Here is a 12,315-nt window from a genome sequence, read left to right on the forward strand (position 1 = left end):
CATATAAAAAAATAAATATCAAGTTTTTTTAGACCCCATTAAGAATCTCTTTTTAACTGCTCATCCAACAATTGTCTTTTTAGCAGCTGCTCTTTTTCCATGGCCTTTTTTTTGTATTGTTGAAACTCATTCTGAGTCTCTTCGGCAGTCTTTTGATGTTCTACGGTGTCGATTTTTGCTTTGCGGAAAGACACCAGCATCGTAAAGAAGCCAATACCCAAGACCGCAATAATAATCCATACGATCATATGGTATGTGCTTTTTGCAAAATCTATCCCTATAAAGGAGATGCTGTCTGTTTTTTGCTTCTCGGACTGCAACTCGGATTGGACACTTTGGAGCGAGTCCTTTAATCCAGTTACTGTAGCTACAGACGAAGATGAACTGTTTTTTAAAGAGGCGATTTCTTTGGTGTATTTGGAGATAGAATCATTAACATTCTTCTGGATGATTTCTATATTAGATTTTCTTACGATTTTAAAGTCAGCATCCTGAGATCGTGATTGTGCCAACAAAACCTGAAATTGTGTATGGAGATTTAGATCTGATTGTAGTTTTTGTTGTAATGTCAATTGTGCGAAAGTGCCGGTAGCTAGAAAAATAAGAATTAAAGATAAGATAGATTTATGCATGCTCTGAATAGATAAATGATATTTACAGTTATAAATGTCCTAAATAAATTGATTTAATACAAAAAAATAAAACAATAAATAACAAAGCCTTTAAATCGCTGGAACAAACCGAGCAATTTAAAGGCTTTGGAGCTCTTGCTGTAATTTTATACTACTTCTTCAATATCGGCAAAGGATATTCTTTCATTATCCCCGAAACGGCCTTCGGTAATTCGTTGATTGCTTTTTCTGGCTCATTGACTTCAGTAGTGCCTCTTGCCTGCCAGATTACACTATTGGTTTTGCGGTCTATGGCTTCAAATATAAGATGTCCGTAGCGTACACGTTCTTTACCTACCGGATAGGAACCTCCGTAATAGCCTCCATAAAATCCCCATGGACTTCCCCAGCCCCAAGGACCTCCCCAACCCCAACCTGCGTAGTAAGGAGAGCTGTATACCATTCTGCTTTTATTGTTTACGATAGCGATGTATCGAAACAGGACATCAGGATTTTCTTTGGAATAGGTCAGACCGCGTGCCTCGATCTCTTTATTCGCTGTTGTCATGATATTGCCTTTAGCAATATCGTTATTATAATAGTCCTTCGATAAAGAGTCTACCGGTTCTAACCAACCATACGTCTTGAACTGGTTGAAGTCAAGATTCTGAACCCGTGTTGTATGGTACTTGTGCGATGAGCAGGATGCAAACGCTAAAAGTACAAATGCCGTTAGAAATATTATTATTCTGTTCATAACTAAACTTACTTATATGATGTATGACCGTCTGTTATTCAAAAGGTTTAACGCTTTAGTGAGAAAATTTTGCGACTAATGGCATCTGTCTTCCTGCACCAAAAGCTTTAGGGCTTACTCTTAATATAGGGGGAGCTTGAAAACGTTTGAACTCAGCGTTATTTACGAGTCTCGCAATGCGTTGTACAAGCTGTTCGTCAAATCCTAATTTAGATATTTCCGATCCTGATTTCTCGAGTTCAATCAATTGGTATAAGATGGCATCGAGGATCTCGTAATCTGGAAGTGAATCCGAATCTTTTTGATCAGGCCGTAGTTCGGCTGAAGGTGGTTTTACAATCGTATTTATAGGAATAATCTCTCTGTCACGGTTGATATAGGACGCCAATTGATAAGCTTGCGTTTTATAAACATCGCCGATCACACTGAGCGAACCGGCCATATCCCCGTACAAAGTCCCGTATCCCACGGCAGCTTCGCTTTTGTTCGATGTATTGAGGAGTATATGGCCGAGTTTGTTGCTGATGGCCATGAGCAAAGTACCTCGTGTACGTGCTTGTATGTTCTCCTCAGTGGTATCAGCTTGTAAACCATGGAAAGCCTCTTGTAGGGTGTCTTCAAAAGACTGTGCTATAGCTCTAATCGGTAAGACGATGTGCTGACATCCGGTATTGTCGACGAGATCCATGGCGTCTTTGATGGAGTGTTCTGTAGAGTATACCGAAGGCATCAATACGGCCAAGACATTTTCAGCGCCTAAGGCTTCTACTGCTAAAGCGGCAACAATAGCGGAATCCAGTCCTCCGGACAGGCCAAGTACAGCCTTTTTAAAGCCAGATTTAGAAAAATAATCCCTTAGTCCCAAAAGAAGTGCCTGATATATATAGGCGATTTCACCCACCCCCTTAGTCTCTATCGGTCCTGTGGCATGTAGATCGCCTTGAGATAATGTGACATATTGTATATCCTCCTCAAAAGCATGTAGCTCGGTGATGACCTCTGCACTTTTGTTCATCGCTAAAGAACGTCCGTCAAATATGATATCCATATGTGCCCCGACTTGGTTGATATATACCACAGGAGCGTTGGCTTTAAGTACATTATTGCCCAGTACAGTTAAGCGTTTCTGATAATGTATATACGAAAACGGAGAAGCCGCAATATTGATAATCAGATCTGGTTTTTCTTGAGCCAGCTCAAGCATGAGATCCCCTTTGTACGAATTGTCGTAGTCATTATCCCAGAGATCTTCACAGACAGTAAGCGCTATTTTGATGTTTTGTAATTCAATACACTGAATAGTTCGGTTGGGTTCAAAGTAGCGGTATTCGTCAAACACATCGTAGTCGGGGAGTAGTGATTTCTTCCGGTTGTCGACAACGTTACCTTTAGAGATAACCACTGCCGCATTGGAAAGTGCCTTGCCTTCTTCGTGTACATTACGAATAGGAGCGCCTATGATGCAGTCGATGGTGTCGCAATATGCTGCAATGCGAGACAACGATTGTTCACAGCGGTCTAAGAAAACCGTATGGCGCAAGAGATCTTTGGCAGGGTAGCCACCTATAGCCAACTCTGCAAATACGATGATATCAGCTTCAGCTTCTTTGGCACGAGCTATTGCTTTTATGATTTTTTCTTCGTTCTGTTCGAAATTACCAATGTGGTAATTGAGCTGTGCGAGTGCTATTTTCATGCGAGATACTTCTTAAAATAAAAGTCCTAAGTTTAAGGCGACAAAAGATGTCCTTGGAGCTCCGTCCTTCACCGCTCTGGTAAATCCATTGTTGAAGGTAAGGCCGGTCAGCACCGCCATATCATTGCCGAGTTTCCATTCTGCGCCACCGCCTATCTGTAGACCCAGGCGAAACAAGTCTGCTCCGTGCATGGAGTCTTTTTCTTGTTTCTCCAATTTCTGTTTTGCGGAGACCTTTAAACCCGCAGTAAATCCGAATTGTCCATAGAATCGTCCCATCTCATTTTCTGTACTTTTTAGTTTGATGGTCAAAGGAACTTCTACGTATTTGAGAGCGATGTCTCTATATTTAGGGATAGCAGGGTCGTTTTTATCGATACTTGAGAATGCAGGCTCGACACTGCTATTGATCGAATTGATCAATAATCCGGTCGAAAAATAGTAGTTTCTGGCAAAACCGAGATCGGCCACGAGTCCATAGGAAAATCCCAGTTTACTACTCGCTTCCTGGTTGTTGTCATAGCGTAACCAGCCGATATTAGGGTTGACGACCAACCCTAAACGCATGTTTTTTTCTCTACCGTGGTAATAACTTTGCGCATCAGCTCGGTGAGCGGAGAAAAGAGCAATATACAGTAAGAAAATAGGAAGGAGACGCTTTGTTATATTAACCATAGTTTTTAATTGTTATATAAATTATATTTTTGTGTTTTAAGTTGATTGCCATGTATCTGAAAACATTACAAAAATATTCCTTTTTTTTAATTATTGCTTGTTTCATTGTCATAATAGCTTCTTGTAGCCAAACGGATACCGTACAGCGTCCGGATGTGTCGAAAGTCAACGTAACGGTCAAGATCGAACGTTTCGATCAGGAATTTAATACCCTGAAAGTCGATGATATTACGCGTATGAACAGCCAATGGCAGAAAAACTATCCTTTTTTTTATTTCGATTATATGACTCAGATGCTGGAGGTGGGAGACCCCCGAGACAGTGTATTGTTAATGGAGCATTTGAAACAAGTATTGCAGAAGAAGGATTTTATAGACTTAGCGGACGCCGTGGCGCGAAAATATCCCGATTTGCGGGAACAGGAGAAAGAGCTGACCCAGGCTTTCAAATACATTAAATATTATTTCCCTAGCTACAATATACCACGGTTCATCGCGTTTATGGGAGGGTTTTCTTTTCAGACACCTATAGGTGAAAACTATATCGGTATAGGATTGGATATGTTCTTAGGAGCAGACTCTAAGTTTTATCCTGCGCTAGTACGCTCTATACCCTTATATATGTCACGTCGATTTACACCCGAGAATATAGCGCCCCGCATTGTGGAGACTGTTTTGAGAGAAGAGCTGTTACCTCAGGATAATCTTAATCAGAATACCTTGCAGCATATGGTGTATAACGGCAAGATATTATATGCTATGGATGTCTTGCTCGAAACAGCATCTGACGAGACCAAGATAGGATATACCACCGGACAACTCGCTTGGGCCAAAAAATATCAAGCTGACATCTGGGCCTGGTTCCTTCAGGAAGGATTGCTTTATGATACGGACTACCTAAAGACTCAAAAATATTTTACGGATGCGCCCTTTACGCCCGAGCTAGGTGAGAATAATGAATCGGCGCCAAAACTGGGTTCGTACATCGGGTGGATGATGGTACGTAAATACATGGCACGCCATCCTGAACTCGACCTGTTGAAGCTTTTTCAACACGAGAATGCGCAAGAGATTCTAGAACAGTCCAAGTTTAAAGGGAAGTAATAAGTTTGTCCCTAAGCTGTAACAGTACCTACATAAATGCTGTCGATTATTCGGTCACTATGGTCGACAGCGACAAAGCCTAAGTGTATGTGATAGACTTCTCCGTTTGAACTGGGAGTGAGATGTATCTGTTCCTGCTTATCCTTCAATGTTTTGTCTAGGGTATGTCCCAATATGCTATTTTTATCTGAATCAGGAATAGCTATAAATAAGGAACGAAAAGAAGCTAGGCCTAAATCTCTGACAATTGTTGGGTTGTAATCCCAATTGCAGGTCAACACTCCTTCTTCATAAGTCAATGTCACTTCTTTTAGCGGGGATACTATCCCTTTACTGATATAGAATAAGGAATGGTCGATGTAAAAACCATCGTCATCAGATTGTACTGCATTATTTAGGGTATAGGACATAGCCGAATTGAAAGCCGTCTGGTTTTGCTTGTAATTATGAAAACCAAGCCTTATGACATTGCTTAAGGGGCTTAGAAAATTTTGCGCAAACCCAAATTTTCCCCGATTTTTGTTCTCTTCGGGTGACAGTTTACGCTTCTTATTAACTCGAGGTCTGCTTCTTACGCAGTCTTTATCTTTCCATTTGTAATACACGAGAGGCCCGACTTTCCCCTTGGCAGAGCCCATAGGACCATTTTCTGTTCTTCCCATATTGTTTTTAAGTTTAATTAGCTGATACTAATATAGTAAAAACCAGGGACATAGTATTACCAGGTTATTTTACAAAAAGTAATATAGCAGGAAGTAAGAGGGAAACAATAGGTGTTTTATTCGGTTGTATCCGAATGAAGTCCGTATGATCTCCGGGTAAAGTCCGAATGAAGTCCTTGTTAAGTGATAACATGTATCCCTGTTGATACGGAATTAGTCCCTATTAATCAATAGGGTGATCGGTGTTTGTGAGAGGCATGAAATATCAGGCAAAAATAAAAACACAGTGCCCAATTATTTGGATACTGTGTTTTTATTAATTTAGAGTCGGATTATTTATTTGGATTATGATCTTTTATGCTGATCACTTCAATTTCAAAATATAAAGGTGAATTAGCAGGTATAGTACCGACAGGTCTATTACCATAAGCAAAGTAAGAAGGGGTGATTATTCTTATTTTACTCCCTTTTTGTAGTCCTTTTAAAGTGAGACCACCAATTTTATGTTCGCCTATGCTTTTGGGCATAAATGCATAGTACCAAGCAGAAATATAGTCTGTTGTTTTACCTGACATTCCGGCTTCAGAAGTATTACTGTCAAAAATGGTTTCATTGGATATTAACTTGCCTGTATAGCGGACCGTAATATCAGCAGGACGAATCATTTTCGTGTTATATCCATTATAGACAGTGTCGACAACTTTATATTCGTAGCTTCCTTCTTCTCCTGGGCTAATTACCTCAAACCAAATTCCTGTGGTGTCACTAGAAATGTTCATATTTGGGTATTTACTTTTAGCATATGTTGCTATTATACCCTTTTCCTCTTCAAATCTAGCAGCTGCGTCAAAGGTATCTTCGGTTTTATTACAAGAGCTGGTAGCAAATAAGGTAAAAGCAAAAACGATATAAGCGAGTGTTTTTTTCATGAGGAATTTGTTAGCTTTTTTTAATCGAAAAAAGAGAAGATAGTCTGCTGTCTTCTCTTTTTGATATTCTAAGATTCTGAATTTATTTTTTAATGCTCAACACTTCAAATTCATATACAAGAGGCGAGTTCGCTGGACGTTTATCTGTTGAAAGTCCTTGATAAGCCCAGTAGGATGGCGTTACGACGGTAATTTTGCTTCCTTTTTTCAGACCAGTCTTAGTAAGGCCACCGATAATTCGGGTGTCTTGTTCGTTTATTCGAATAGAATAAGGGAAAAATGATACATACCAAGCTGAGTTAATTACTTTTGTTGTGCTTGAACCTAAATCGTATTCACCGCTTTCCTCATTTTCTACAAGAGTACCATTTGATAATGTCGAACCATCAAGTAGTCTAGCTGTATATTTAAGAGTAACTTTTGGTGCTACAACAGGTAATCCTTGGTAACCTGATGTATTGGGTTCGTATTTGTAAGCTTGTTCATCTTCTTCAGTAGGTGTGCCCGTTACTTTGTACCAAATACCTCTTTTCACAGATTTATTTAAAAAGGTGAATCGGATTTTTACGCTGTCTTCTTGGAAAGTATCATCGATATAGTCTTCAATTTTTAATTTGTCCTTGTTCAGTAAAGAATCGATATGTTTTTCTTGCTTCAAGTATTCTGCGTTCCAATCAGTGGTGTCTTTTTTATTACAGGATACAAAGACAATCGCTCCAAGCGCAGCAAACAATACGGTTTTAAATAGATTTTTCATTGAATATAAGTTGTTTTTAAATGGCAATGAATCTTTCATAAATGAAGGTTTCATTAGTATAAATAATTTTTAGTTGTTCTATGTAGATACAGGTTTCTCTCTCCCTTATGTACATATTTTGATTTTAAATTTGTTGTTTAGGTTCTAAAACGGTAAAAATAACAATAGCGCTACACAATTCTGTTAAAATTAGTGAAATTTTAACAACTGTGTTGATAATGAGTTTATTCCTTCTAAAAAAAAGTCCGAACGTTAATGTTCGGACTTTTCTAATGTATCTATCAGCTCATTTATCTGGGATGGCCGCAGTACCCCTCCGTGACGGAAAAGTACCTGACAATCTTTGTCCAGCAATATCCACGTGGGATAGGCTAATCGATCAGGGCCGTTTAAGGCTACCGCCAATTCATGTGTACCTATATTGGCCCCAGTCGGTTTGTACACATAGTCTTTACCTTGAAAGCAGATGGTTTCCTTACTTTCAGCATCAAACTCGATGTAATGAAACAGATTGCCCTTTTCGAGGAACTTCTTATTTTTGCGTATCTGCTGTTTTTGCATTTGACAATACTGGCACCAATCCGTGGAGAGCAGTATCAGTACGGGCTTGGGAGCTTGGATCATTACGCTGTCAAGGGACGTAATAGGTACAGGCTTTATTTGTGACAGACAGTTGTCTGTCACAAATAAACCTATTAAAAGGAGTAAATTACGTGTATAGGATAAATATTTCTCCATTAACAATGTTACCATTAACCATTATCGAAACAGATTATAACGTACGCCTAGGAAGCCCCGTATTCCTTGATTTGGACCGTAGACATAGTTCGGGTCAAAAGGAGGAAGGTTCGGATCATCTTGAATCTTTTCAAATGGATCATTCGCACGTGAAATCAAAAATGGAATACCTTTTGTCGGTGTCCAGTTCAATAGATTTTTTACACCGCCAAATACTTCAAAACCATTCTTGAAATGTTTGGTCAACTGAATGTTCTGTATACTGAACGCTTTTGATTTGTCCGGACGTGGGTCTATATAATTATCATGAGTCAATACCGGCAATCGCATGGGGCCGATAACGTTGCCTGTATAGTCAATGCTAAGTCCAATTGGTTTTATTTTGTAACCAATCGTCCAAGTACCCATAAACTTCTCGGTCAGCATCTGCCACTCCCTAATATCGTTCTCTTCACTGTATACATCCATTAGTGTACCGCCGATCATCGCCTTCAAGCCGCTATGATGTGCCCAATCCAGGTTAAGCGATATTCCTTTGGAGACAGCATGTCCGTCCAGATTGGAGTATATGATTTTTTTGACATTGGTTTCGTAATCAGGAATGATTTTATTGGTGAAGTAGGTATAGAAAGCTGACGCGTCAATGGCGAATACCGATCCGTTGTCTGCGTAAAATTTCTTAACATAGTTGATGTTTCCGTTCCAGGAAGTTTCTGGTTTCAAATCCTCTTCGAATTCGACATCACGGGCGCCGGTCAAGGCAGCGTGGTCTTCTGTAAATACGTTGGCTACACGATATCCGTTACCGATGCCTACCCGTAGTACCTGACTTTTGTCTTTCGAGTTCCATTTGTAGTTAATCCGTGGAGAAATGATGTTGCCGTGGATAGAATTGTAATCATAACGTGCTCCCAGAAGTAATTTGTGTTGTGGGTGCAAGGTAATTTCATCCTGTACGAATAGGCCTGGTAAGTGCGTATGTGAGGTCTCATCGGTAGCAGGGGTATTATCATCGTAGTAGGTGTATCTATAAGCCAGTCCAGTTAGTAAGTCATGATTTTTTAACGTTTTGTTCCAGGTTAGCTGACCGAAGAAAATACGTTGGTCTGCCATGTAGGGCGTTTCGCCATAATAACTGTTTTGGTTATGGCCATTGGCGCTCACCGAAAGTGAGAAGTTCTCGCTACCCGGCAGGTCATAGATACCCATGAGCTCCCATCGTTTGGTATAAATACTCTCGGCATAGACTTCGTCACCACCGCGGTATTTTTTATTCCATTGCATTTCTCCACCCCAGCGATCTTCGTATACATAACGGCCTGCTATAGAGAATGTCTTATTGTCTTTACGGGCGAAGTTCCACTTGTTAAAAATGGACAGACGGTCCTGTAGCGTGACGTCTGTGAAGTTGTCCTTGTTTTTATCGATCGGGTTGGAGTAGTTAAAGTAATTGACACCCAATAACGATTGAGCTGATCCGATATTGAACTTTCCACCAAGGTCTAGATTATATTCCTGCCAGGTGGTCCCAAATGCTTCTAAGCTAAATAAGGGCGCATTGGATGGTGCTTTGGTAATTACGTTGATCAATCCGCCGACAGCTTCACTACCGTATAGTGTAGAAGCAGGTCCTTTGACAATCTCGACACGTTCGATCAGTGCTTGAGGGATTCCATTCAAACCGTAAACCGTGGATAGACCGGAGACTATGGGCATACCGTCAATAAGAACCATCGTATATGGTCCTTCTAGGCCATTGATATGGATATCGCCCGTGTTACATATACTACAGTTGATCTGTGGGCGTACACCATTGATATTTTGCAACGACTCGAAAATGGTGGGTGCAGGGTTCGAACGGAAGAACTTTGCGGAATAGACCTCTACGGGAATCGGACTTTCCAGTTTGGAAACTTCTTTGAGTGTACCCGAGACCACGACCTCATCCAAACTACGGTTGTCTTTTTCTAAAGTAAATACAGTGCCGTTCTTGTAAGTACTGTGGTCGATATTTTGTTGTAGAGAAATATAGCCGATGGCACGGATGGATAGTTTACTCTTTGCCGTTGGTATTTGTAATTCGAATTTTCCGTCAATTGCCGTTTTTGTACCGCTTTTACTGCCCTCTAGGCGTACGGTAGCGTTTTCTACGGGAGCTCCTGTGACATCGTGTACATAGCCCGTAAGTTGCTGTGCATAGCTGGGTAGGCTATGACAAAGTATAAATATAGCCGCTATCAGGCCATAATATGTTTTAGACATAATAATATCTTGTGCTTGAAATTGGGAGCACGACAAAAACTCGATTTGTGAACTATCCCGTCATCCCGCTGTGTTCCGATTTTATTCGGGAACCGAAGCGGGGAGTCTGCTCAGAATATCAGAGGGTCTAAAAATTATATATTCAGACCTGTTCGACTCTACTGCATTCCACTTAGGATGACGATTATTGTCATTAGCTTTCGATGTGATTGTTTAAAAAACTCATCTCTGCAATGACGGGTTTCTAGTAAAAACAGAAATTTGCCGTATATCCTTTGGTTAGTAATTTAATAATTTGAAAAATACAGATGTGCGAATGCGCAAATTTGCGGATCGACATATTTGCAAATAATATTAATGACTAAACAAGTGCAGGAGGACCTCGGAGGTAGGTGTCTAGATGTTCGGTAAAATAATAGGTTGTGGAATAAAACGTGTAAGTTGTATAATTGAATTCCTGAAAAAAGGGAGCTTCGAATATATCAAATACCGTTTCAATAAATGTACCTTGGAAAACGACGTTAAGAAATTGGATTTCTGCGTCATTTTTATGGTGATGTTTGTCTTTCTTCTTGGTGAAGTTGTAAGGGTGAATGTGTGTTATGATTTCACCCTTAGAGGTCACCTCTTTGTGCATAAACACTATTCCACTGATGACAATAACAGACATCCACCCCGCTAAGAGGTAGGCAAATAGGCTGCGATATCGTGCAATAATGTGTAGCAATCTGTTATAAATTATTTGATCAGACGGTTGTGGTCATCCGGAAATACAAGTCTAGGTTGGTGTGTACGTGCCTCTTCGCGGTTCATTAGGGCGTAAGAGATGATGATTACGATATCTCCTACCTGTACGAGCCTAGCCGCTGCGCCATTAAGACATATGGTACCCGAACCACGCTCCCCTGGGATAACGTAGGTTTCTAAGCGTGCTCCATTGTTATTGTTCACAATCTGCACTTTCTCGTTTGCCAAAATATCTGCGGCCTCCATGAGGTCCCGGTCAATGGTGATGCTTCCCACATAATTCAACTCCGCCTGTGTAACACGGGCGCGGTGAATCTTCGACTTCATTACTTCAATCATCATAATACAAAATTAACGTTTATCTCTTTAAAAGTTTGGTATTAAATGTTATTTAATCGTTACATATTCAGTAGCATATTATCTATAAGCCGTACACCTTCTATCCAAGCAGCCACGAGAACAACATATTCTTTAGTATTCTCTTTTGCGGTAGCCTGTTGAAGTGTTTGGGTTTCGCATATTGCGAAGTATTCCAATGTAACATGTGGATGGGCGATGATAATGCTCACGGCTTCTTCGTGGAGTTGTTCTATAGGCTTTTCAGCGAAGTTATTTCTGGTATGTCTGAGCGCTTGGAATAAGACCAGTGCATTTTCTTTTCCCTGTTCGGAAAGCCTACTGTTTCTGGAACTGAGGGCCAGGCCTTTTTCACTACGTACAGTTGGGCATATCTTTAGAACAACCGGAAGTTGTTTAACGTCGATCATGCGCTGTATGACCATGATTTGTTGAAAATCTTTTTGACCAAAACAAGCGATATCCGGATGTACCAGGTTGAAGAGTTTATATACGATCTGTGTAACTCCTTGAAAATGGCCTGGCCTTTTTGCCCCCTCCCATAAACCATCTAAATCGCCAAGATCTATGTGCCAAGTCTCGTCAGAAGAAGGATACATTTCCTCGATAGACGGGAGGAATAGGATGTCGCAGCACTCACTTTTTAACAATTGGATGTCGTTTTCTATCGGGCGGGGATATTTTTCCAGGTCCTGAGGATCGTTGAACTGTGTCGGGTTTACAAATATGCTGCACACTATGATGTCTGCTGATTTACGTGCTTCCCGGATCAACGAGAGATGTCCTTCGTGGAGGGCTCCCATTGTAGGAACCAATGCGATCTTGTTATCCGCCTCACGCAATGTGCGCAGATGCGCTTGAAGTTGACTTTTTGTGCTGTATATCTCCATAGTTACCATGGTAAAATAGGGGGCAAAATTGCACAATATTATTGGATTTAGAAAGGTCTAATTTTTAATGAATTGTAAAAATTAGATATTATTCGTATCTTTGTAGACCGATTTTACTGTTCAAATAAATA

General features: G+C 40.4%; 13 protein-coding genes. 1 reads left to right on the forward strand and 12 read right to left on the reverse strand.

Annotated elements, in window-relative coordinates; all coding sequences use genetic code 11:
• Positions 1-38 precede the first annotated feature (38 nt).
• The 4 genes from JKG61_RS19060 to JKG61_RS19075 form a co-directional block, all read right to left on the reverse strand.
• Positions 39-632, reverse strand: coding sequence for a hypothetical protein (locus JKG61_RS19060; RefSeq protein WP_202104559.1), 594 nt, complete (start codon positions 630-632; stop codon positions 39-41).
• 151 nt (positions 633-783) lie between these two features.
• Entirely contained in the window at positions 784-1,368 is a 585-nt protein-coding gene (locus JKG61_RS19065; RefSeq protein WP_202104560.1) for a DUF4136 domain-containing protein, read from the reverse strand.
• Positions 1,369-1,423: 55 nt separating this feature from the next.
• Entirely contained in the window at positions 1,424-3,064 is a 1,641-nt protein-coding gene (locus tag JKG61_RS19070) for an NAD+ synthase (RefSeq protein ID WP_202104561.1), read from the reverse strand.
• 12 nt (positions 3,065-3,076) lie between these two features.
• Positions 3,077-3,739, reverse strand: coding sequence for a porin family protein (locus JKG61_RS19075; protein ID WP_202104562.1), 663 nt, complete (start codon positions 3,737-3,739; stop codon positions 3,077-3,079).
• Positions 3,740-3,789: 50 nt separating this feature from the next.
• Between JKG61_RS19075 and gldB the strand changes: the two genes are divergently transcribed.
• Positions 3,790-4,842 carry a gliding motility lipoprotein GldB gene (gldB, locus tag JKG61_RS19080; RefSeq protein WP_237249542.1) on the forward strand — a complete coding sequence of 351 codons (1,053 nt, stop codon included), beginning with the start codon at positions 3,790-3,792 and terminating at the stop codon, positions 4,840-4,842.
• 11 nt (positions 4,843-4,853) lie between these two features.
• On the opposite strand, the gene JKG61_RS19085 is transcribed toward gldB, so the two are convergent.
• The 8 genes from JKG61_RS19085 to panC form a co-directional block, all read right to left on the reverse strand.
• Positions 4,854-5,504: a DUF6266 family protein gene (locus tag JKG61_RS19085; RefSeq protein WP_202104563.1), complete on the reverse strand. Its 651-nt coding sequence runs from the start codon at positions 5,502-5,504 to the stop codon at positions 4,854-4,856.
• Positions 5,505-5,836: 332 nt separating this feature from the next.
• Complete coding sequence (locus tag JKG61_RS19090) at positions 5,837-6,433, reverse strand: FKBP-type peptidyl-prolyl cis-trans isomerase (RefSeq protein WP_202104564.1); 597 nt, start codon at positions 6,431-6,433, stop codon at positions 5,837-5,839.
• Between the two features lie 82 nt (positions 6,434-6,515).
• Complete coding sequence (locus JKG61_RS19095) at positions 6,516-7,229, reverse strand: FKBP-type peptidyl-prolyl cis-trans isomerase (RefSeq protein ID WP_202104565.1); 714 nt, start codon at positions 7,227-7,229, stop codon at positions 6,516-6,518.
• Between the two features lie 213 nt (positions 7,230-7,442).
• Positions 7,443-7,943: a thioredoxin fold domain-containing protein gene (locus tag JKG61_RS19100; protein WP_202104566.1), complete on the reverse strand. Its 501-nt coding sequence runs from the start codon at positions 7,941-7,943 to the stop codon at positions 7,443-7,445.
• Positions 7,944-7,949: 6 nt separating this feature from the next.
• Positions 7,950-10,190 (reverse strand): TonB-dependent receptor, encoded by a 2,241-nt coding sequence (locus JKG61_RS19105; RefSeq protein ID WP_202104567.1) that lies wholly within the window; start codon positions 10,188-10,190, stop codon positions 7,950-7,952.
• 361 nt (positions 10,191-10,551) lie between these two features.
• A complete protein-coding gene (locus tag JKG61_RS19110) occupies positions 10,552-10,917 on the reverse strand; it encodes a hypothetical protein (RefSeq protein WP_237249543.1) in 366 nt (121 codons plus the stop codon).
• A gap of 11 nt (positions 10,918-10,928) precedes the next feature.
• Positions 10,929-11,279: an aspartate 1-decarboxylase gene (gene panD / locus JKG61_RS19115; protein ID WP_202104568.1), complete on the reverse strand. Its 351-nt coding sequence runs from the start codon at positions 11,277-11,279 to the stop codon at positions 10,929-10,931.
• A gap of 56 nt (positions 11,280-11,335) precedes the next feature.
• Positions 11,336-12,184 carry a pantoate--beta-alanine ligase gene (panC, locus tag JKG61_RS19120; protein ID WP_202104569.1) on the reverse strand — a complete coding sequence of 283 codons (849 nt, stop codon included), beginning with the start codon at positions 12,182-12,184 and terminating at the stop codon, positions 11,336-11,338.
• Between the last annotated feature and the right edge of the window lie 131 nt (positions 12,185-12,315).

This window comes from Sphingobacterium faecale (assembly GCF_016746095.1).
Classification (GTDB): Bacteria; Bacteroidota; Bacteroidia; order Sphingobacteriales; family Sphingobacteriaceae; genus Sphingobacterium; species Sphingobacterium faecale.

What these genes read in the sequence shown, in the direction of transcription:
- panC (WP_202104569.1), bottom strand. Translation starts at nt 12,184, where the DNA reads ATGGAGATATACAGCACAAAAAGTCAACTTCAAGCGCATCTGCGCACA.
- JKG61_RS19075 (WP_202104562.1), bottom strand. Translation starts at nt 3,739, where the DNA reads ATGGTTAATATAACAAAGCGTCTCCTTCCTATTTTCTTACTGTATATT.
- gldB (WP_237249542.1), top strand. Translation starts at nt 3,790, where the DNA reads ATGTATCTGAAAACATTACAAAAATATTCCTTTTTTTTAATTATTGCT.
- JKG61_RS19085 (WP_202104563.1), bottom strand. Translation starts at nt 5,504, where the DNA reads ATGGGAAGAACAGAAAATGGTCCTATGGGCTCTGCCAAGGGGAAAGTC.
- JKG61_RS19095 (WP_202104565.1), bottom strand. Translation starts at nt 7,229, where the DNA reads ATGAAAGATTCATTGCCATTTAAAAACAACTTATATTCAATGAAAAAT.
- JKG61_RS19065 (WP_202104560.1), bottom strand. Translation starts at nt 1,368, where the DNA reads ATGAACAGAATAATAATATTTCTAACGGCATTTGTACTTTTAGCGTTT.
- JKG61_RS19090 (WP_202104564.1), bottom strand. Translation starts at nt 6,433, where the DNA reads ATGAAAAAAACACTCGCTTATATCGTTTTTGCTTTTACCTTATTTGCT.
- panD (WP_202104568.1), bottom strand. Translation starts at nt 11,279, where the DNA reads ATGATGATTGAAGTAATGAAGTCGAAGATTCACCGCGCCCGTGTTACA.
- JKG61_RS19100 (WP_202104566.1), bottom strand. Translation starts at nt 7,943, where the DNA reads ATGGTAACATTGTTAATGGAGAAATATTTATCCTATACACGTAATTTA.
- JKG61_RS19070 (WP_202104561.1), bottom strand. Translation starts at nt 3,064, where the DNA reads ATGAAAATAGCACTCGCACAGCTCAATTACCACATTGGTAATTTCGAA.
- JKG61_RS19105 (WP_202104567.1), bottom strand. Translation starts at nt 10,190, where the DNA reads ATGTCTAAAACATATTATGGCCTGATAGCGGCTATATTTATACTTTGT.
- JKG61_RS19060 (WP_202104559.1), bottom strand. Translation starts at nt 632, where the DNA reads ATGCATAAATCTATCTTATCTTTAATTCTTATTTTTCTAGCTACCGGC.